Source organism: Pluralibacter gergoviae ATCC 33028 = NBRC 105706 (assembly GCF_001598855.1).
GTDB lineage: Bacteria > Pseudomonadota > Gammaproteobacteria > Enterobacterales > Enterobacteriaceae > Pluralibacter > Pluralibacter gergoviae.
The window spans coordinates 43,355-63,070 of record NZ_BCZS01000025.1; the positions used below are offsets into that span (position 1 = coordinate 43,355).

The 19,716-nt window shown below is 62.5% G+C and carries 16 protein-coding genes; 9 read left to right on the top strand and 7 right to left on the bottom strand.

Annotated elements, in window-relative coordinates; genetic code table 11:
• Nucleotides 1-7: 7 nt before the first annotated feature.
• From yiaY to selA, 4 genes are all read right to left on the bottom strand, one after another.
• Nucleotides 8-1,159, bottom strand: coding sequence for an L-threonine dehydrogenase (gene yiaY / locus ENGE1_RS20190; RefSeq protein ID WP_043086311.1), 1,152 nt, complete (start codon nt 1,157-1,159; stop codon nt 8-10).
• 66 nt (nt 1,160-1,225) lie between these two features.
• Nucleotides 1,226-2,764 carry an acetaldehyde dehydrogenase ExaC gene (gene exaC, locus ENGE1_RS20195; RefSeq protein WP_048254961.1) on the bottom strand — a complete coding sequence of 513 codons (1,539 nt, stop codon included), beginning with the start codon at nt 2,762-2,764 and terminating at the stop codon, nt 1,226-1,228.
• A 94-nt stretch (nt 2,765-2,858) separates the two neighbouring features.
• Entirely contained in the window at nt 2,859-4,715 is a 1,857-nt protein-coding gene (gene selB / locus ENGE1_RS20200; RefSeq protein WP_048254963.1) for a selenocysteine-specific translation elongation factor, read from the bottom strand.
• Complete coding sequence (gene selA, locus ENGE1_RS20205) at nt 4,712-6,094, bottom strand: L-seryl-tRNA(Sec) selenium transferase (RefSeq protein ID WP_043081063.1); 1,383 nt, start codon at nt 6,092-6,094, stop codon at nt 4,712-4,714. Before selA ends, selB begins: the two co-directional genes overlap by 4 nt.
• A gap of 227 nt (nt 6,095-6,321) precedes the next feature.
• On the opposite strand from selA, the gene ENGE1_RS20210 reads away from it, so the two are divergent.
• A complete protein-coding gene (locus ENGE1_RS20210; RefSeq protein ID WP_043081064.1) occupies nt 6,322-7,227 on the top strand; it encodes a LysR family transcriptional regulator in 906 nt (301 codons plus the stop codon).
• Here ENGE1_RS20210 and ENGE1_RS20215 read toward each other — a convergent pair.
• Nucleotides 7,221-8,000, bottom strand: coding sequence for an L-threonylcarbamoyladenylate synthase (locus ENGE1_RS20215; RefSeq protein ID WP_048254964.1), 780 nt, complete (start codon nt 7,998-8,000; stop codon nt 7,221-7,223). The genes ENGE1_RS20210 and ENGE1_RS20215 overlap by 7 nt on opposite strands.
• Before the next feature lie 128 nt (nt 8,001-8,128).
• On the bottom strand, nt 8,129-9,061 hold the full coding sequence (locus ENGE1_RS20220; RefSeq protein WP_048254966.1) for a LysR family transcriptional regulator: 933 nt from the start codon (nt 9,059-9,061) through the stop codon (nt 8,129-8,131).
• Between the two features lie 134 nt (nt 9,062-9,195).
• On the opposite strand from ENGE1_RS20220, the gene ENGE1_RS20225 reads away from it, so the two are divergent.
• The 4 genes from ENGE1_RS20225 (at nt 9,196) to mtlR (ending at nt 14,287) form a co-directional block, all read left to right on the top strand.
• Nucleotides 9,196-10,083, top strand: a complete 888-nt coding sequence (locus ENGE1_RS20225) for an MBL fold metallo-hydrolase (protein WP_048254968.1) — start codon at nt 9,196-9,198, stop codon at nt 10,081-10,083.
• Between the two features lie 450 nt (nt 10,084-10,533).
• Nucleotides 10,534-12,450: a PTS mannitol transporter subunit IICBA gene (locus tag ENGE1_RS20230; protein ID WP_048254970.1), complete on the top strand. Its 1,917-nt coding sequence runs from the start codon at nt 10,534-10,536 to the stop codon at nt 12,448-12,450.
• 92 nt (nt 12,451-12,542) lie between these two features.
• Nucleotides 12,543-13,691: a mannitol-1-phosphate 5-dehydrogenase gene (mtlD, locus tag ENGE1_RS20235; protein ID WP_048254988.1), complete on the top strand. Its 1,149-nt coding sequence runs from the start codon at nt 12,543-12,545 to the stop codon at nt 13,689-13,691.
• A complete protein-coding gene (mtlR, locus tag ENGE1_RS20240; RefSeq protein WP_086500370.1) occupies nt 13,691-14,287 on the top strand; it encodes a mannitol operon repressor MtlR in 597 nt (198 codons plus the stop codon). The genes mtlD and mtlR overlap by 1 nt, the downstream gene beginning before the upstream one ends.
• Here mtlR and ENGE1_RS20245 read toward each other — a convergent pair.
• A complete protein-coding gene (locus tag ENGE1_RS20245) occupies nt 14,253-15,164 on the bottom strand; it encodes a LysR substrate-binding domain-containing protein (protein WP_048254990.1) in 912 nt (303 codons plus the stop codon). The two genes, mtlR and ENGE1_RS20245, sit on opposite strands and share 35 nt — an antisense overlap.
• A 118-nt stretch (nt 15,165-15,282) precedes the next feature.
• On the opposite strand from ENGE1_RS20245, the gene ENGE1_RS20250 reads away from it, so the two are divergent.
• From ENGE1_RS20250 to lldD, 4 genes are all read left to right on the top strand, one after another.
• Nucleotides 15,283-15,645, top strand: a complete 363-nt coding sequence (locus ENGE1_RS20250; protein ID WP_048254972.1) for a YibL family ribosome-associated protein — start codon at nt 15,283-15,285, stop codon at nt 15,643-15,645.
• A 283-nt stretch (nt 15,646-15,928) separates the two neighbouring features.
• Nucleotides 15,929-17,584: an L-lactate permease gene (lldP, locus tag ENGE1_RS20255; protein WP_043081072.1), complete on the top strand. Its 1,656-nt coding sequence runs from the start codon at nt 15,929-15,931 to the stop codon at nt 17,582-17,584.
• Nucleotides 17,581-18,357: a transcriptional regulator LldR gene (gene lldR / locus ENGE1_RS20260; protein WP_043081073.1), complete on the top strand. Its 777-nt coding sequence runs from the start codon at nt 17,581-17,583 to the stop codon at nt 18,355-18,357. The genes lldP and lldR overlap by 4 nt, the downstream gene beginning before the upstream one ends.
• Nucleotides 18,354-19,541, top strand: a complete 1,188-nt coding sequence (lldD, locus tag ENGE1_RS20265; RefSeq protein ID WP_048254974.1) for an FMN-dependent L-lactate dehydrogenase LldD — start codon at nt 18,354-18,356, stop codon at nt 19,539-19,541. Before lldR ends, lldD begins: the two co-directional genes overlap by 4 nt.
• Nucleotides 19,542-19,716: the final 175 nt, after the last annotated feature.

Below are 19,716 nucleotides of genomic sequence, written 5' to 3' on the forward strand. Positions count from 1 at the left end.
CGGGTGATTACATGGCGGCGCGATAGATAGCCATAATCTGCTCGTGGGTCGCCTGAATCGGGTTGGTGGCCCCGCAGGCATCTTTCAGGGCGTTAGTGGCAAGAACGGGAATGTCCTCCTCTTTAACGTTAAGATCGCGCAGGCCCGCCGGAATATTGACCCGCCGGGCCAGCGTGCGGATCGCGGCAATGCAGGCTTTCGCCCCTTCGTCGTCGCTCATGCCGTCCACCTGCACGCCCATCGCCTGCGCGCAGTCGCGCAGGCGGCCTGCGGCAACGCTGCTGTTGAACGCCTGAACGTGGGGCAGCAGCACCGCGTTGCAGACGCCGTGCGGCAGGTCGTAAAAGCCGCCGAGCTGGTGCGCCATTGCATGCACATAGCCCAGCGAGGCGTTGTTAAAGGCCATGCCGGCGAGGAACTGGGCGTACGCCATCGCCTCACGCGCTGCGGCATCGCTGCCATTTTCCACGGCAACGGGCAGGTTCTGCGCAATCATAGTCATCGCCTTCAGCGCGCAGGCGTCGGTGATCGGCGTTGCGGCAATGGAAACGTAGGCTTCGATAGCATGGGTTAGCGCGTCCATCCCGGTCGCGGCGGTGAGCGACTTTGGCATCCCCATCATCAGCGAAGCATCGTTGACCGACATCAGCGGCGTCACGTGCTTATCGACGATCGCCATTTTAATGTGCCGCGCCTCATCGGTGATGATACAGAAGCGGGTCATCTCTGACGCGGTGCCCGCGGTGGTATTGATGGCGATCATCGGCAGCTGCGGCTTCGCGGAGCGGTCCAGCCCCTCGTAATCGCGAATATCGCCGCCGTTAGCCGCCAGCAGCGCAATGCCTTTCGCGCAATCGTGCGGAGAACCGCCGCCCAGCGAAATAACGCTGTCGCAGTCGTGCTCTTTCAGCAGCTCGAGGCCGGCGTTGACGTTGCCGGTGGTGGGATTCGGGTGCGTCCCGTCAAAGACAACGCTGAAGATATCGTGCGCCTGCAGCGCCTTTTGAACATCGGCGGCCATCCCTAATTTGGCCAGCATCGCATCCGTGACAATCAGCGTTCGGCGAAAGCCGTAGTCGGCCATGGTTTTTACGGCATCTTTCAGGCAATCGGCGCCGATAACGTTCACGGAAGGAATAAAAAATGTAGAAGTCGGCATGGTAACGTCCTTTTTATCGTAATAAGTGGTAGACATCAGAAAGGCGGCCCGCGGGCCGCCTGTGCGTCAGAAGAGGCCCTGCGGCTTTTCTGAGTAGCTGACCAGCAGGCACTTGGTCTGCTGGTAGTGCTCCAGCATCATCTTGTGGGTTTCACGGCCGATGCCCGACAGCTTGTAGCCGCCGAAAGCGGCGTGCGCCGGATAGGCGTGATAGCAGTTGGTCCATACGCGCCCGGCCTGAATGCCGCGCCCCATCTTATAGGCGATATTGCCGTTGCGGCTCCAGACGCCTGCGCCCAGGCCATACTGGGTGTCGTTGGCGATCGCCAGCGCCTCCTCCATGGTTTTGAAGGTGGTCACCGCCAGCACCGGGCCGAAGATCTCCTCCTGGAATACGCGCATACTGTTGTTGCCGAACAGGATGGTCGGCTCAAGGTAATAGCCGCCCTTCAGATCGCCTTCCAGCGCCCTGCGTCCGCCGCCGGTCAGCACCTTAGCGCCCTCTTTCTTGCCAATGTCGATGTAGTTAAGGATCGTCTCCAGCTGGCCCTGTGAGACCTGAGCGCCCATCTGCGTGGCGGCGTCGAGCGGGTTGCCGCTGCGGATGCCCGCCACCTTGCGCACCGCCCGCTCCATGAAGCGCTCAAAGATGGACTCGTGGACCAGCGCCCGGCTCGGGCAGGTGCAGACTTCGCCCTGATTGAAGGCGAACAGCGCAAAGCCCTCCAGCGCCTTCTCCAGATAGTCGTCGTCGCGGTCCATCACGTCGGGGAAGAAGATGTTCGGCGACTTGCCGCCCAGCTCAAGGGTGACCGGAATGATATTCTGCGTGGCGTATTCCATGATCTGCTGGCCCACTTCGGTGGAGCCGGTAAAGGCGACCTTCGCCACCCGCTTCGAGGTGGCAAGGTATTCGCCAATCTCGCCGCCCGCGCCGTTAACCACGTTAACTACGCCCGGCGGCAGCAGATCGCCGATGATTTCCATCATCAGCAGCACCGACAGCGGCGTCAGGCGCGCGGGCTTGAGCACCACGCAGTTGCCCGCGGCCAGCGCCGGGGCCAGCTTCCAGCACGCCATCAGCAGCGGGAAGTTCCAGGGGATTATCTGCGCCACCACGCCCAGCGGCTCGTGGAAGTGGTAGGCCACGGTATCGCTGTCGATGTCGCTGATGCCGCCCTCCTGGGCGCGGATGCAGGAGGCAAAGTAGCGGAAGTGGTCAATCGCCAGCGGGACGTCGGCATTCACGGTTTCGCGAATGGGCTTGCCGTTGTCCCAGGTCTCTGCCGCCGCCAGTAGTTCGAGATTCTGCTCCATGCGGTCGGCGATTTTCAGCAGAATAGCTGCGCGCTGCTGAACGGAGGTATGCGCCCATTGATCTTTGACCTTATGGGCCGCATCCAAAGCTAAGTCGATATCTTTTTTACCGGAAGAGGCCACTTCGCACAGCAGCTGGCCGGTTACCGGAGTCAGGTTTTTATAGTATTCGCCGCTGGCGGGCGCCGCCCAGCCGCCGCCAATGAAGTTGTCATAGCGAGTTTTTAGCTTGAGGGGAAATCCGTATGCGCCGGGCTGGACGCCAGAGGTGGACGAATTTATTGTCATTATTATCTCCTTACTTTTTGTGTGTGCTTAGTAAGGATACATCCAGCTGGCGAATTGTTCGCCAGCTATTGAATCGGATTTACGAGCAGGATCACTACTTAAACGAGTCAGCCTCGGGAAAGAGCAGCGCGTCGCGCAGCAGGTGATCGTTGCCCCGGCGGCGGGTAAAACCGATGCGGTCAAAGTACTCGAGGATCTGGATCGCCAGCTTGCGGCCGACGCCGAGGCTGTCGCGGAAATCCGCCGCGCAGGTCGATCCCCGCTCGCTGTCGAGACGGCGGATCAGCTGCGCGAACTGCACGATCCGTTCGTTGCGGTAGTAGCGATCTTTAACGATCGCCGCGATCGCCCCCTGCTGCGCGGCCTGCCGCAGCGCGGCGCGCATCAGCTGCTCATCGGTGGCGGTTTCCCGCGCCAGATCGCGCACCCACCACGCCTCATCGCCGAACAGCGGCTGCGCCTTCTGCCAGGCGGCGGCCTGCTCGTCGGTGAATCCGGCCTTATGCTCCGGCAGGTGCAGCCAGCCGTGGTGGCTGGCCACGCTTCCGCTGGCCCGCAGCTGCTCAATAAGCGCCAGCACCAGGCCTTCGTCCTCCATCGGCAGGGCAATGCGGCGCAGACGCTCACGGCCCGGCCCCGGCTCGTCGCGGTGCTGTTGGTGATAGGTTGCCAGCGCATTGAGCAGTTTCTGCTGCCAGCGGGCGGCAAGTTCAGCGCTGAGCAGGCTGTCGCCGGCGACGAGGGTTTCCGGCTCACGAATGAGCGCCGACAGGCCGGCGTCGCTCAGCTGTCGCGCCCAGCCGAAGGCGCGCCGGCTTACGGCGTCGCGCTGCAGATGCACCGCCAGCGCATCAGCGTCGGTAGCTGCCGCCGCCAGCCGCGCCAGCCAGGCCAGATACTCCGGCTTGCGCTTGCCGCGCCGGGGCGGATTAAGCGCCACGACCCGCGCGCCCGCCAAAGTTTCCCGGGCGGAGATATCGCGCAGCACCAGCCGGTCGTTATCCGCCAGGCGCAAGGGCGTATCCAGCACCAGCTCCGCCAGGTTGCCCTCCAGTAGCGACACGCGGCCGGTAATGTGGCTCGCGGCGTGGTAAATATGCAGCGGCTGCCACTGCCCCAGCGGCGCGTGGCAGGCAAGCTCGACGATCGCTCGCTCTGCGGCCTCGGGCGGCTGCTGCGACAGCAGCCAGTCGCCGCGGCTGAGGTCGGCTTTCTCCACGTCGCCGGTGATGTTCAGCGCAATGCGCTGCCCGGCGCAGGCCCGCTCCACCGGCTGGTTCTGGGCGTGCAGGCCGCGCACCCGCACCGGCCGGTCGACGCCGGTCAGCCAGAGAGTGTCGCCCACCTTCACGTCGCCGGAGAGCGCGGTGCCGGTCACCACCAGCCCGGCGCCCTTGACGCTGAAGGCGCGGTCCAGCGCCAGGCGGAAGCGCTGCTGCTCCGGGTGGCGGCGCGCCGGCAGGGCCAGCAGGTGCGCGCGCAGCGCCTCGATGCCGCGCATCTCGCTGGCGGCGGTTTCAAACAGCGCCGCCTCGCCGAAGCCGTACTCGCGCAGCGCGTCGAGCACCTGGCGGCGTACCTCATCAATGCGCCCGGCGTCCACGCGGTCGGCCTTGGTCAGCGCCACCGTCAGCGACGGATTGCCGGTCAGTTGGAGGATCGCCAGATGCTCGCGGGTCTGGGCCATCACCCCGTCATCGCAGGCGACCACCAGCAGGGCGTGGTCGATACCGCCCACGCCCGCCAGCATGTTGGCGAGAAACTTTTCGTGGCCGGGGACGTCGATAAAGCCCGGCACCCGACCGTCCGGCTGCGGCCAGTAGGCGTAGCCCAGGTCGATGGTCATCCCGCGCGCCTTCTCTTCCGGCAGGCGGTCGGCGTTGACGCCGGTTATGGCCTGCAGCAGGGTGGTTTTGCCGTGGTCAACGTGCCCGGCGGTGGCAATAATCATTTCAGCAGTATCTCCAGAAAGCGCGATTCATCGTCAAGGCAGCGCAGGTCGAGCCACAGGCGGCCGTCGCCGATGCGGCCAATCACCGGCACCTCGCCGCCGCGCAGGCGCTCCGCCAGCGCGGCCAGCCGGCTGCCGCGGCCGTCGGCGGGGGTAAAGGTCAGGGCCAGCGACGGCAGCCTGTCCACCGGCAGCGATCCGCTGCCGATCTGCGACAGGCACGGCTCCAGCCGGACGGTAAAGTCGGGAAAGGCGGGCGCCAGCGCCGCCAGCAGGCGCTCGCCCTGATCTTGCATCGCGTCCGGCGCGCGGGTCAGCAGGCGCAGGGTCGGCAGCGCCTGGCTCAGTTTTTCAGGGTGCAGGTAGAGGCGCAGGGTGGCCTCCAGCGCCGCAAGGGTCATTTTATCCGCCCGCAGGGCGCGCTTGAGCGGGTGCTTCTGCAGCTTCTCAATCAGCGCGCGGCGGCCGACGATAATCCCCGCCTGCGGGCCGCCGAGCAGCTTATCGCCGGAGAAGCTCACCAGGCTGACGCCGGCGGCGATCAGCGCCTGCGGCATCGGTTCGCGGGGCAGGCCGTACTGGCTTAAATCCACCAGCGATCCGCTGCCGAGATCGGCAATCACCGGCACATCGAGTTCGCGGCCAATGGCGGCAAGCTCCGCTTCGTCCACCGCTTTGGTAAAGCCCTCCACGCTGTAGTTGCTGGTGTGGACCTTCATCAGCAGGGCGGTGTTCTCGTTGACCGCGTCGCGGTAGTCGCGGGGATGGGTACGGTTGGTGGTGCCCACTTCACGCAGGGTACAGCCCGCCTGGCGCATCACGTCCGGAATGCGGAAGGCACCGCCGATCTCCACCAGTTCGCCGCGCGAGACCACCACCTCTTTACCGGCGGCGGTAGCCGCCAGCATCAGCAGCACCGCCGCGGCGTTATTGTTGACGATGCAGGCGTCCTCCGCCCCGGTGAGCCGGCACAGCAGGTCGGCAATGGCCCGATCCCGGTGGCCGCGCCCGGCGCCGTCCAGATCGTACTCCAGGGTTACCGGCGAACGCATCGCCTGGCTTACCGCTTCCACCGCCGCTTCGGCCTGCACGGCGCGCCCGAGGTTGGTATGCAGCACGGTGCCGGTGAGGTTAAACACCGGCCGCAGCGCGCTCTGCGCCGTCAGCCTCGCCCGCGCGGCCTGCGGCCAGTCGTCCGCCCACGCGGGCAGCGCGCCGCTGGCGCGGATCTCCGCCCGGGCCGCCTCCTGCAGCTGGCGCAGGGTATCGGTGAGCTGGGCGTGACCAAACTGCGCCAGCAGCGCAGAAAAGGCGGGATCGCGCAGCAGGCGGTCGGTGGCGGGAAGCTGGCTGAACGGCGACGGATTTTCGCGAGTCATGGATAAACCTGTAGTTTGCCTCCGCCCGGCGGGCGGGTGAATGTGGATAACCGTTTGATAAACAAAATCATAGCAGGCCGTGCGTGAAAGCGGGCGGCAACCTTAATGCCCAGGCCAGATACGGTAGCAGGAACCCTGCCCCGGCGGTTTGATCTTAACCGCCGCCGGCCCGGTTTTTATGGTATACAAAAACGCAGCGTAACATTAAACGGGAAATCAGCGGCAGGATGGAAAAGGTCGACAACTTAATTCCGATGGCGATTTTCGCCCAGGTAGTCGAGTGCCTGAGCTTTACCGATGCCGCCGCCGCACTGGGGATCTCGAAATCCTCCGTCAGCCGGGCGATTAGCCAGCTGGAGGAGACGGTCGGCGGACGGCTGCTGAAAAGAACCACCCGCCGGATTGAAATTACCGAACTGGGCATCGGCTATGCCCGCTACTGCGCCAGCATCGTCAGCGAGCTGCGGGCGTCCGAAACCTTTATCAAAGAGTATTACCAGCAGCCCGCCGGCACCCTGACCCTGCTGGCGCCGGTCACCTTCGGCACCCAGCACGTGGTGCCGGCCCTGAGCCAGTTTCTGAAAAACAATATCCACGCCCGCATCGATCTCGACCTCTCCGATAAGGAGATCGATATTAAGGAGAGCGACTACGACCTGGCGATCGAGGTCCTGCAGGGCACCCCGGCGCACGAGCACGCGCAGTTCCTCTGCACCATCGGCTGGGGACTGTACGCGACGCCGGACTATCTGCAGCGCATCGGGCCGATTAACGCACCGAAAGATTTACCCGGCCGCGACTATATTCTGTTTCGCGGCGTGGCCCGCACCGTCTCGCTGCCGTTTCGCCGGGAGAAGCAGAAGTTCGCCATTAACGTTGAGAGCCGCTTTCGCAGCAACAACAGCATTGCGCTGATTACCATGGCGCTCTCCGGCTGCGGCATTGCCTATCTGCCGACCTACGCCGCCCGCGCCAGCGTCGGGCGCGGAGAGCTGGTCAGGATCCTGCCCGGCTGGACGATGGACGAATATAAGATCTGGCTGCTGGCGAAGGAGAAAAACAGCGTCACCTCCGCCATTAAGCGCTTCTGCGACGAACTGCGGCAGCACGTGGCCGCCGCAGAGCATCAGTAGTAGTCGCCGTGGCGGTAGTCCCAGCTGTTGAAGCTTTCGGCCAGCCGGGCCATGATCTTGTCCACGTCCAGCCCCTTGCGGATCAGTACCGGGCAGGGCGTTACCTTGCGCTGGCCCTGCTGCTCCGGCACCAGTTTGCCTTCGCTATCCACCATCGAGACCATCACGCCCTGCTCGTAGCGCGATTCGGCGCTTTTGCCCGCCTGAATGGAGGCCACGTAGTCGTTGGCGCTGATGATTAAGTCCGCCCGCGATTCGATGCGCTCGCCGATGCCCTCAACCAGCCCGCGGTTGCCCTTGCCGGACGGGTTCGCCGAGCTGGCGAAGGCGAACTTGCGGTGCTTATCCCACAGCTCGGCGGCGAGCATTTCGCCGGGCTTGCCGAATTTGATAACGAAGCAGCTGGTCCGGCGGCCGTCCATCATCAGTTCCTTCAGGCCGTCGTCCGGCAGCCGGTCAAGGGCCTCTTTTTTCCACGGCAGGATACAGCCGAGCAGAATATCGGCGTCCCAGTGCGCCCGGTAAAAGGCCTCAATCTCCGGATTGAGCTGCGCCAGGGAGGTTAACTGTTCCATACTGCCGCACAGCACCACGCCGGGTTTGTTGCGGTTGCGCTGTTTGGCTTCAAACTTGCGCTCCAGGCCCTGCTTGTCCGAGGTCATGATGATGTAGCCGACCTTGGTCGGGCAGACGATCATCCCGCCCTCCGCGCTCAGTATTTCCAGGGCCTCGGGCTGTACGGCTCCGTTCCAGTTAATTTTTTTGTTGCTCATCGTTACGCTCGCGCATCAGGTTGGGTAGTAATGAGAATCATTAATCCTCATCACCTCCCGCGCAAAATATTGCTGCCAATCGGGCGTATTGTTCCGCTGCTGCAACAGTGGGCGTCTATCTCCCGCGGCTATTCCTCGCGCAGCATGCGGGTAAACAGTTCGACAAACGCGCTGACCTTCGCCGGGCGATAGCTGGTGGTCGGATAGACGATATAGATATCCGCCGCCGGCAGCCGCCAGTCGGGCAGCACCTCGAACAGGCGGCCCGCCTCAATATCACCGGCCACCACGTAATCCGGCAGCACGGCAACGCCGCCGCCCGCCAGGGCGGCGCGGTGAACCGCCAGCGTGGCGTTGAACTGCATACTGCTCCGCAGCGAAACCACCTGCGTCGCGCCGTCCGGGCGCGAGAAGCTGAACCGGGCCGGCTCCTTGAGCGCGGTATTGGCAATCAGCGGCGCGGCGTGCAGATCGGCGGGAACCTTGATGCCGGCGAGTCGCGGCGCCAGCCCGGTGGCGGCCACCAGCTTCTGGGCAAAGGTGCCGATTTTCCGTCCCTGCAGGTGGGACTCGGTCAGCCAGCCCATGCGTACCGAGAGATCGAACTGGCTGGCGTTGATATCCTGAATTGAATCGCTGAAGCTGACCTCCACGGTGCAGTCCTGATACTGGGCCGTAAAGCGGGCAAGGGCCGGAACGATAACCTCAATGCCGTAGTCATAGGGTGCCGTCAGGCGCAGCGCGCCGGAAGGTTTGCCCGACGATTCGGTCAGCTCGCCGAAGGCGTTTTCCGCCTCCTTGAGAATACGCACGCAGCGGCGATAGAAGGCTTCGCCCGCCTCGGTGAGCCGCACCCGCCGCGTGGTGCGGATCAGCAGAGCGATATTAAAATCGGCCTCCAGGCGGGCCACCTGCTGGCTGACGACCGCCTTAGTGATGCCCAGCCGCCCGGCGGCGGCGGTAAAGGAGCCGGCCTCGACCACCGCCGTAAAGTAGACGATGCGGTTGAGGCTGAAGCCTTCAAGGGCGGCGAAGCTGTCGACATTGTTTATATTTTCCATACTGTATGTTCGTATTGTATGCGTTTATCTGTCAATAGAGAGCTTCTATAGTCTCTGCACGCGATGCACATCATCGCCAATGAACAAGGTAAACCAGGATGAAACTCTCCCGATACGCGCTGCCCGCCTGCGTAATGACGCTGGCGGCGCTGGCGGCAGGCTGCCAGCATCACGATACCCGTCACGCTGCCGTACCCGCCGCGCAGGCGCAGCAGCAGGCGCTGACCGCGTCGGTCTTTAACCCCGGCGAAGCCGCAATCTTTGCGGTCTCTTCGGTGCTGGTTGAAGGCAGCCGCGACGCGGTGCTGATTGACGCCCAGTTCTCCGCCGCCGAGGCGCAGAAGCTGGTTAATAAAATTAAGGCCTCCGGCAAGCGCCTGACCGCGATTTATATCAGCCACGGCGATCCGGATTTCTACTTCGGGCTGGATACGCTGCACGCCGCCTTCCCGGAGGCGAAGATTGTCGCCACGCCGCAGACCATTGCCCATATTGAGGCGACCAAAGACGAGAAGCTGAAAATCTGGGGCCCGCAGCTGGGGGCCAATGCGCCGAAATCCATCATCGTGCCGCAGCCGCTGATCGGCGATACCCTGATGCTGGAAGGCCAAGCGCTAAAGGTTATCGGCCTCAACGGCCCGACGCCGGATCGCACCTTCGTCTGGATCCCGTCGATCAGAACGGTAGCCGGCGGCGTGCCGGTCGCCTGGGGCGAACACGTCTGGATGGCGGATACTCAGACGGCGCAGTCGCACATCAACTGGCTGGCGACCCTGGGCGAAATGCGCGCCCTGTCGCCGCGCGCCGTGATCCCGGGGCATTTCGTCGGAGCGATGCCGGCTGGGCTGAAGGCGGTTGATTTTACCGCCCAGTATATTCACGCCTTTGATGAAGAAGCCGCGAAAGCGAAAAACGCCGCAGCGCTGAGCAACGCCATGAAAAAACGCTACCCCAACTTAGGCGGCGAAAGCTCGCTTGAGCTGAGCGCCAAAGTGGCGAAAGGCGAGATGGCCTGGAAATAACCCTCTTTTGCTGATGCTGAATCGGCGCCAACACCAGCAGGAGGCCTCCCGACGGAGGCCTCTTTTTTTACATTTGCACCACAGGAGAAGTTTGCGCCCGGTCACATTCGTTATTGGCCGGTTAAAAATACTTTGTGATACAACTCACACTTTGAACATAAACCCTCTCAATACAAATGTGATACAAGTCACAACAATCAGCCTTTTCAGCCTGATGCCCGCTGAAAAATTAGCCGCCGCCGTGAAAAAATGTGATCTGAATCACTATAAATAGTCACTTCACACACACATAACCGTGATGTTCGTCACATAAAATCCCGCCATCTGGACAGCCTCTCCTTTCAGTGCCAGATTCCAGATCATTAACAACATCTGGCTTCCTCTGCCACCCATTAACAACAAACCTCGGGCCTCCGGCCTCGCGATAGCAAACATAAGAAGGGGTGTTTTATGTCATCCGATATCAAGATCAGAGTGCAAAGCTTTGGTCGCTTCCTCAGCAATATGGTGATGCCGAATATCGGCGCCTTTATCGCATGGGGGATTATCACTGCGCTGTTTATTCCGACCGGATGGTTGCCGAACGAGACGCTGGCGAAGCTGGTCGGGCCGATGATCACCTATCTGCTGCCGCTGCTGATCGGCTATACCGGCGGTAAGCTGGTGGGCGGCGAGCGCGGCGGCGTGGTCGGGGCCATCACCACCATGGGCGTGATCGTCGGCGCCGATATGCCGATGTTCCTCGGCTCAATGATCGCCGGCCCGCTGGGCGGCTACTGCATTAAGAAGTTTGACGCCGCCGTTGACGGTAAGATCAAATCCGGCTTCGAAATGCTGGTGAATAACTTCTCCGCCGGCATTATCGGCATGATCCTCGCCATTCTGGCGTTCCTCGGCATTGGTCCGGCGGTAGAGGTGCTGTCCCACATTCTGGCGTCGGGCGTTAACTTCATGGTCGCCCACGACATGCTGCCGCTGGCGTCTATCTTTGTTGAGCCGGCGAAAATCCTGTTCCTCAACAACGCCATCAACCACGGCATCTTCTCGCCGCTGGGCATTCAGCAGTCGCACGATCTCGGCAAGTCCATCTTCTTCCTGATTGAAGCTAACCCGGGTCCGGGCATGGGCGTTCTGCTGGCCTACATGTTCTTCGGCCGCGGCAGCGCTAAGCAGTCTGCGGGCGGCGCGGCGATCATCCACTTCCTCGGCGGTATTCACGAAATCTACTTCCCGTACGTGCTGATGAACCCGCGCCTGATCCTCGCGGTGATCCTCGGCGGCATGACCGGCGTGTTTACCCTGACCATCCTCAACGGCGGCCTGGTCTCTCCGGCTTCTCCGGGTTCCATCCTGGCGGTGCTGGCAATGACGCCGAAGGGCGCCTACTTCGCTAATATCACGGCTATCGTAGCGGCCACCGCCGTCTCCTTTATCGTCTCCGCCATTCTGCTGAAAACCAGCAAAGTGAAAGAAGAGGACGACATTGACGCCGCCACCCGCCGTATGCAGGACATGAAGGCGCAGTCCAAAGGCGCAGCGGCTCCGCAGGCTTCCGGCGACGTGACCGGCGACCTGAGCCACGTGCGCAAAATCATCGTCGCCTGCGATGCGGGCATGGGCTCCAGCGCAATGGGCGCGGGCGTGCTGCGCAAGAAGGTGCAGGACGCGGGCCTGAGTCATATTTCCGTGACCAACAGCGCCATCAACAACCTGCCGCCGGACGTGGACCTGGTGATCACTCACCGCGATCTGACCGAGCGCGCGATGCGCCAGGTGCCGCAGGCCCAGCACATCTCGCTGACTAACTTCCTCGATAGCGGTCTGTACACCGGCCTCACCGAACGCCTGGCAGCCGCCCAGCGCCACGGCGATAACGAAGTGAAGGTGCGCGAGAACCTGAAAGACAGCTTCGACGAAAGCAACACCCACCTGTTTACGCCGGGCCCGGAAAACATCTTCCTCGGCTGCAAGGCCTTCAGTAAGGAAGAGGCGATCCGCTTTGCCGGCGAGCAGCTGGTGAAGGGCGGCTACGTCGAGCCGGAGTACGTCGACGCCATGCTGGCGCGCGAACAGCTGACCTCCACCTACCTCGGTGAATCCATCGCAGTGCCGCACGGCACCATCGAGGCCAAGGACCGGGTGCTGAAGACCGGCATCGTCTTCTGCCAGTACCCGGACGGCGTGCGCTTCGGCGATGAGCCGGACGACATTGCCCGCCTGGTGATCGGCATCGCGGCGCGCAACAACGAGCACATCCACGTGATCGCGGCGCTGACCAACGCGCTGGACGACGAGTCGGTTATCGAGCGCCTGGCGACGACCCACAGCGTCACCGAAGTGCTGGATCTGATCGTCCCGAAACAGTAACACAACCCTCCCTCTCCCGCCGGGAGAGGGTTTGGGTGAGGGGAACGCCTCACCCCAGCCCTCTCGGGTCCCAACATTGAAAGGTAATGATGATGAAAGCTCTCCACTTTGGCGCAGGTAATATCGGACGCGGCTTTATTGGCAAACTGCTGGCCGACGCGGGCATCGCCCTGACGTTCGCCGACGTTAATCAGGTGGTGCTCGACGCCCTCAACCAGCGCGGCAGCTATCAGGTACACGTGGTAGGCGAAAACGAGCAGGTCGAAACCGTTTCCGGCGTGTCCGCCGTCAGCAGCATCGGCGAGGAGGTTATCGACCTGATTGCCAGCGTTGATCTGATCACCACCGCCGTCGGCCCGGTCGTGCTGGAGCGCATCGCCCCGGCGATCGCCAAAGGGCTGCACAAGCGCAGAGCCGCGGGCAACGATGCGCCGCTGAACATTATCGCCTGCGAGAACATGGTGCGCGGCACCACCCAGTTGAAGGATCACGTCACCGCCGCGCTGGCAGAAGAGGACAGAGCGTGGGTCGTCGAGCACGTGGGCTTCGTCGACTCCGCCGTTGACCGCATCGTGCCGCCATCGGCCTCCGCCAGCGGCGATCCGCTGGCGGTTACCGTCGAAACCTTCAGCGAGTGGATCGTCGATAAAACCCAGTTCAAAGGCCCGCTGCCGGCCATCCCGGGCATGGAGTTAACCGACAACCTGATGGCGTTTGTTGAGCGGAAACTCTTCACCCTGAACACCGGTCATGCTATAACCGCCTACCTCGGGAAACAGGCGGGCCTGCAAACCATTCGCGATGCCATCCTCAACGCGGAGATCCGCGCGGTGGTAAAAGGCGCGATGGAAGAGAGCGGCGCGGTGCTGATTAAGCGCTACGGTTTTGAGCCGGACAAGCACGCCGCCTACATCGAGAAGATCCTCGGCCGCTTTGAGAACCCGTTCCTGAAAGATGACGTTGAGCGCGTGGGCCGCCAGCCGCTGCGCAAGCTGAGCGCCGGCGACCGCCTGATCAAGCCGCTGCTCGGCACCCTGGAATACGGCCTGCCGCACGCCAACCTGATTAAGGGCATCGCCGCCGCCATGCACTATCGCAGCGCGGAAGATCCGCAGGCGCAGGAGCTGGAAGTGCTGATTAACGCCGAAGGGCCGCAGACGGCGCTGGCGCAGATCTCCGGGCTGGACGCCGCCAGCGAGCCGGTTATTGAAGCCGTAAACGTCTATAACGCAACGAAATGATGCTGGATCCGGTGCTGCTCCCGGAGCAGCATCTTAATAACAGATTGTCAGATATGCAGGCAATAATGGAACAAACCCAGGCCTTTGAAAATCGGGTGCTTGAGCGTCTGAATGCTGGCAAAAACGTCCGCAGCTTTTTGATTGCCGCCGTCGAACTGCTCACCGAGGCGGTAAATGTACTGGTGCTGCAGGTGTTTCGCAAAGATGATTACGCGGTGAAATATGCCGTGGAGCCGCTGCTGGACGGCGAAGGGCCGCTGGGCAATCTTTCGGTGCGGCTCAAGCTTATCTACGGCCTGGGGGTCATCACCCGGGCCGAGTATGAGGATGCCGAGCTGCTGATGGCCCTGCGCGAAGAGCTCAACCACGACGGCAGCGAGTACGCCTTCACCGATGATGAAATTCTCGGCCCCTTCGCCGAGCTGCACTGCGTTGACGCCCTGCCGCCGCAGCCCCCGTTCGATACCAGCGACGCCGATCTCTACGCCATGCAGCAGCAGCGCTACCAGCAGGTCGTGCGCTCCACCATGGTGCTCTCCCTGACGGAGCTTATCTCGCGCATCAGTCTGAAAAAGGCGTTTCAGAAGTCGCGATAAGCTCCTTCACGTAGCGAACAAACCCCTTCAGCGCGCCGTTCCTGGCGTGGCGTTTCCAGCACAGCGTTAGCGTGGTCGTTGCCTGCGCATCCTGCAAGGTGCTGTAACCCACATCTGACATCAGCATTGCCCGCTGCGTCTCGGGCACCAGCGCCGCGCCCATGCCAATCGCCACCAGCCCCGTCGCCACCGCGACGTCGCGGGTATACTGAATCGGCTGCGGCACGAACCCGGCCCGCTCGCAGGCGCTGAGCGCCGACCAGCCCAGCCCGGTTCCCGGCGGATCGTCCTGAATCAGAAACGGCATCTTTGCAAGCTCAGCGAGGGCTATCTGCGATTGACCGGCCAGCGGATGCCCCTGCGGCAGCACCGCGATAAGCGGCCGGGTGGCGATATCCAGATACTCCAGCTCCGGGGAGTGCGGCACCGGCGAGCGCACCAGGCCAATATCCAGATGGTCGCTCACCAGCTGCGCAAGCTGGCGGGTGACGTTGTGCTCCTCGATAATAATCTCGGTTTCTGGCTGGCGCGCCCGGTAGCCGTTGATCAGTAGGGTCATCGCCGGGTCGAGGATCGACGAGCCGACGTAGCCCAGGCGGATGCGCCCGCGAAAGCCCTGGCGCAGGCTGCGGGCGCTGTCGCTGAATTTTTCATAGTGGCTGATGGCGCTTCTGGCCTCTTCGGCCAGCTGTTCGCCTTCAAACGTCAGCGCCACGTGGCGCTTATCGCGGGTAAACAGCGGAACGCCCAGCGCCTCTTCAAGCACTTTAATATGCTGGCTCAGCGCCGGCTGGGCGATGTTCAGCCGCGCGGCGGCCCGTCCAAAATGCAGCTCTTCCGCCAGGACCGCAAACGAGCGCAGGTGTCGATATTCCACGGCAAACTCTCTCTGGTTCAACCATAATTCTTCAGGAGCGGTCGGCAAAAACGCTGTCCGTCACCGCCCGCAGCGCATACTATAGAGCACTGATACACACTGATGACAAAGCCTGAACATGAAAGAAGTTGAAAAAAACGAAATTAAGCGCCTGAGCGACCGTCTCGACGCCATCCGCCGCCAGCAGGCCGACCTGCCGCTGGTTGACGCCGCCGATAAGTACGCCGAGCTTGAACAAGAGCAGGCCACTGTCGAAGCGGAAATCGCCCGCCTGCGCGAGGTGCAGAGCCAGAAGCTGAGCAAAGAGGCGCAGAAGCTGGTCGCCATGCCGTTTCGCCGCGCCATTACCAAAAAAGAGCAGGCCGACATGGGCAAGCTGAAGAAAAGCGTGCGCGGCCTGGTGGTGGTGCATCCGATGACCGCCCTCGGTCGCGAGATGGGCCTGAAAGAGATGACGGGGTTTGCGAAGAGCAAGTTCTGATCGCCTTCTCTCCCCGCGGCGGCCCTCTTCAACGAAGAGGGTACGCCGCACCCTCTGTTCACCGCCGTAAAAGTGGTCCAACCAACTCTCACTAAATCCCTCTTCTCCTCACAGAACCACAATTCTGCGCAACAGACACATTGCTAAACAGCAACATCTGATTAACCATTCGTTGTCATTAACCCTACACTACAACACTGGCAGGACCAATCTTACAAATACGCTTCCGGGAGATGAGCACAGACTCATCCCGCGTACTTATTGGTCCTGAGGAGAGAGATGCATGAACCTCTGGCAACAAAACTACGATCCCGCCGGCAATATCTGGCTCTCCAGCCTGATTGCCGCTCTGCCGATCCTGTTTTTCTTCTTTGCCCTGATTAAGCTCAAACTCAAGGGCTACGTCGCCGCCAGCTTTACGGTGCTGATCGCCCTGGCGGTCGCGCTGCTGTTCTACAAAATGCCGGTGGACCGCGCGCTGGCATCGGTGGTTTACGGCTTCCTCTACGGCCTGTGGCCCATCGCGTGGATCATTATCGCGGCGGTCTTCGTCTACAAAATCTCGGTCAAAACCGGGCAGTTCGACATTATCCGCTCGTCGATCCTCTCCATTACGCCGGACCAGCGTCTGCAGATGCTGATCGTCGGCTTCTCCTTCGGCGCGTTTCTGGAAGGCGCGGCGGGCTTCGGCGCACCGGTGGCGATCACCGCCGCGCTGCTGGTCGGGCTGGGCTTCAATCCGCTCTACGCGGCGGGCCTGTGCCTGATCGTCAATACCGCGCCGGTAGCCTTTGGCGCCATGGGCATTCCGATTCTGGTGGCCGGGCAGGTCACCGGGCTGGATAGCTTTGAGATCGGCCAGATGGTGGGCCGCCAGCTGCCGTTCCTGACGATTATCGTGCTGTTCTGGATCATGGCGATTATGGACGGCTGGCGCGGCGTCAAGGAGACGTGGCCTGCCGTGATGGTGGCGGGCGGCTCTTTCGCCATCGCCCAGTACCTCAGCTCCAACTTTATCGGCCCGGAGCTGCCGGACATTATCTCCTCGCTGGTGTCGCTGGTATGCCTGACGCTGTTCCTCAAGCGCTGGCAGCCGGTGCGCATCTTCCGCTTCGGCGACGTGGGGGCATCGCAGGTCGATATGACCCTGGCGCGCACCAAATACACGCCGCGCCAGGTGCTGCTCGCCTGGTCGCCGTTCCTGTTCCTGACCGCCACCGTCACCCTGTGGAGCGTACCGCCGTTTAAGGCGCTTTTCGCCCCCGGCGGCGCGCTGTACGACACCGTGGTTAATGTTTCGGTACCGTTCCTCGACAAGCTGGTTGCCCGCATGCCGCCGGTGGTCAGCGCCGCGACGCCCTATGCTGCCGTGTTCAAGTTCGACTGGCTCTCCGCGACCGGCACCGCCATTCTGTTTGCCGCCCTGCTCTCCATCGTGCGCCTGCGGATGAAGGCCTCCGATGCGCTGGCCACCTTTGGTCAGACTCTGAAAGAGCTGGCTCTGCCTGTCTACTCTATCGGCATGGTGCTGGCGTTCGCCTTTATCTCTAACTACTCCGGCCTCTCATCAACGCTGGCGCTGGCCCTGTCCCACACCGGCAGCGCCTTTCCGTTCTTCTCGCCGTTCCTCGGCTGGCTGGGGGTTTTCCTGACCGGGTCCGATACCTCGTCTAACGCGCTGTTCGCGGCGCTGCAGGCAACGGCGGCGCAACAGATCGGCGTATCGGACCTGCTGATGGTCGCCGCCAACAGCACCGGCGGCGTCACCGGGAAGATGATCTCGCCCCAGTCTATCGCCGTGGCCTGTGCCGCCGTCGGGCTGATTGGCAAAGAGTCGGAGCTGTTCCGCTTCACGGTGAAGCACAGCCTGATTTTCACCTGCATCGTCGGCGTAATGACCACCCTGCAGGCTTATGTATTGACCTGGATGATCCCATGATAGTGATGCCCCGGCGTCTCGCCGACGAGATAGCCGACCGCGTGCGAACGCTGATTGAAGAACGGCAGCTGGAGGCGGGAATGCGACTTCCCGCCGAGCGCCAGCTGGCAAGCCAGCTCGGCGTCTCCCGCAACTCGCTGCGGGAGGCGCTGGCGAAGCTGGTCAGCGAAGGCTTGCTGGTGAGCCGCCGGGGCGGCGGCACCTTCGTGCGCTGGCAGCACGAGCCCTGGTCTGAGCACAATATCGTTCAGCCGCTGAAGGGGCTGCTGGCCGACGACCCGGACTACAGTTTCGATATTCTGGAGGCCCGCCACGCGATTGAGGCCAGCACCGCCTGGCACGCGGCGCTGCGGGCCACCGATGCCGATAAAGAGAAGATCCGCCTCTGCTTTGAGGCCACCCTTTCCGACGATCCCGATCTCGCCTCACAGGCCGACGTTCGCTTCCACCTCGCCATCGCCGAAGCCTCCCACAACGTGGTGCTGCTGCAGACCATGCGCGGCTTCTTCGACCTCCTGCAGTCGTCGGTGAAGCAGAGCCGCCAGCGGATGTACCTCGTGCCGCCGGTGTTCGCCCGGCTCACGGAGCAGCATCAGGTTATTCTCGCCGCCATCAACGACGGCGACCCCGAGGCGGCCAGGCAGGCGATGATGTCCCACCTCGCCTTTGTTCACACCACGATCAAACAGTTTGATGAAGACAGGGCCCGCCAGGCGCGCATCACCCGCCTGCCCGGCGATCCCGCAATGCATTCAAGGGAGAAAAAATCATGATTATTTCCGCAGCCAGCGACTATCGGGCCGCCGCTAAGCGCATCCTGCCGCCGTTTCTGTTTCACTACATCGACGGCGGCGCTTATGCCGAATACACCCTCAAGCGCAATGTCGAAGATCTCTCCCAGGTGGCGCTGCGCCAGCGGGTGCTGAAAAATATGTCTGACCTGAGTCTTGAGACCGCGCTGTTTAACGAAAAGCTGTCGATGCCGGTGGCGCTCGGGCCGGTGGGCCTGTGCGGCATGTACGCCCGCCGCGGCGAGGTGCAGGCGGCGAAGGCGGCGGACGCCAAAGGCATTCCGTTTACCCTCTCTACCGTTTCCGTCTGCCCGATTGAAGAAGTGACGCCGGCCATCAGGCGCCCGATGTGGTTCCAGCTGTACGTCCTGCGCGATCGCGGCTTTATGCGCAACGCGCTGGAGCGCGCTAAAGCCGCAGGCTGCTCGACGCTGGTATTTACCGTCGATATGCCGACGCCCGGCGCCCGCTACCGCGACGCCCACTCCGGCATGAGCGGCCCGAATGCGGCAATGCGCCGCTATCTGCAGGCGGTGCTGCATCCGCAGTGGGCGTGGGACGTGGGCCTCAACGGCCGCCCGCACGATCTGGGCAATATCTCCGCCTATCTCGGCAAGCCCACCGGGCTGGAGGACTATATCGGCTGGCTGGCGAACAACTTCGATCCGTCCATTTCGTGGAAGGACCTCGAATGGATCCGCGAATTCTGGGACGGCCCGATGGTGATCAAAGGGATCCTCGATCCGGAAGACGCCCGCGACGCGGTGCGCTTCGGCGCCGACGGCATTATCGTCTCCAACCACGGCGGCCGCCAGCTCGACGGCGTGCTCTCCTCCGCCCGCGCCCTGCCCGCCATCGCCGATGCGGTGAAGGGCGATATCACCATCATGGCGGACAGCGGCATCCGCAACGGCCTCGACGTAGTGCGGATGATTGCCCTCGGCGCCGACTCGGTGCTGCTGGGCCGCGCCTACCTCTACGCGCTGGCGACCCACGGCCAGGCGGGGGTGGCAAACCTGCTGGATCTTATTGAGAAAGAGATGAAGGTGGCGATGACTCTGACCGGGGCGAAAACCATCAAGGAGATCTCGCGGGATTCGCTGGTGCAGGAGACGAAGCACCTGACGGCGGCGCTGGCGCCGCTGACGCACGGGGATGCGGCGTAGGCGGTTTTCCCCTTCCCCTTTGGGGCTGTCTCTTAGTCACATTTTTATTGAGAGATAGGGCGAGGATGCTTAAAAGAAACAATATGTTATGAATGGTGGAATAGTTCCGTTCACTATAAGAACTCCGCTTATATGTCAGGCTTTCTGCGGTGAACGTGCTAAGGGCGCTCGCCGT

What these genes read in the sequence shown, in the direction of transcription:
- ENGE1_RS20225 (WP_048254968.1), top strand. Translation starts at nt 9,196, where the DNA reads ATGACGCTGGCGGCGCTGGCGGCAGGCTGCCAGCATCACGATACCCGT.
- ENGE1_RS20210 (WP_043081064.1), top strand. Translation starts at nt 6,322, where the DNA reads ATGGAAAAGGTCGACAACTTAATTCCGATGGCGATTTTCGCCCAGGTA.
- yiaY (WP_043086311.1), bottom strand. Translation starts at nt 1,159, where the DNA reads ATGCCGACTTCTACATTTTTTATTCCTTCCGTGAACGTTATCGGCGCC.
- lldD (WP_048254974.1), top strand. Translation starts at nt 18,354, where the DNA reads ATGATTATTTCCGCAGCCAGCGACTATCGGGCCGCCGCTAAGCGCATC.
- ENGE1_RS20215 (WP_048254964.1), bottom strand. Translation starts at nt 8,000, where the DNA reads ATGAGCAACAAAAAAATTAACTGGAACGGAGCCGTACAGCCCGAGGCC.
- ENGE1_RS20220 (WP_048254966.1), bottom strand. Translation starts at nt 9,061, where the DNA reads ATGGAAAATATAAACAATGTCGACAGCTTCGCCGCCCTTGAAGGCTTC.
- lldR (WP_043081073.1), top strand. Translation starts at nt 17,581, where the DNA reads ATGATAGTGATGCCCCGGCGTCTCGCCGACGAGATAGCCGACCGCGTG.
- lldP (WP_043081072.1), top strand. Translation starts at nt 15,929, where the DNA reads ATGAACCTCTGGCAACAAAACTACGATCCCGCCGGCAATATCTGGCTC.
- selA (WP_043081063.1), bottom strand. Translation starts at nt 6,094, where the DNA reads ATGACTCGCGAAAATCCGTCGCCGTTCAGCCAGCTTCCCGCCACCGAC.
- ENGE1_RS20230 (WP_048254970.1), top strand. Translation starts at nt 10,534, where the DNA reads ATGTCATCCGATATCAAGATCAGAGTGCAAAGCTTTGGTCGCTTCCTC.
- exaC (WP_048254961.1), bottom strand. Translation starts at nt 2,764, where the DNA reads ATGACAATAAATTCGTCCACCTCTGGCGTCCAGCCCGGCGCATACGGA.
- ENGE1_RS20250 (WP_048254972.1), top strand. Translation starts at nt 15,283, where the DNA reads ATGAAAGAAGTTGAAAAAAACGAAATTAAGCGCCTGAGCGACCGTCTC.
- mtlR (WP_086500370.1), top strand. Translation starts at nt 13,691, where the DNA reads ATGCTGGATCCGGTGCTGCTCCCGGAGCAGCATCTTAATAACAGATTG.
- selB (WP_048254963.1), bottom strand. Translation starts at nt 4,715, where the DNA reads ATGATTATTGCCACCGCCGGGCACGTTGACCACGGCAAAACCACCCTG.
- mtlD (WP_048254988.1), top strand. Translation starts at nt 12,543, where the DNA reads ATGAAAGCTCTCCACTTTGGCGCAGGTAATATCGGACGCGGCTTTATT.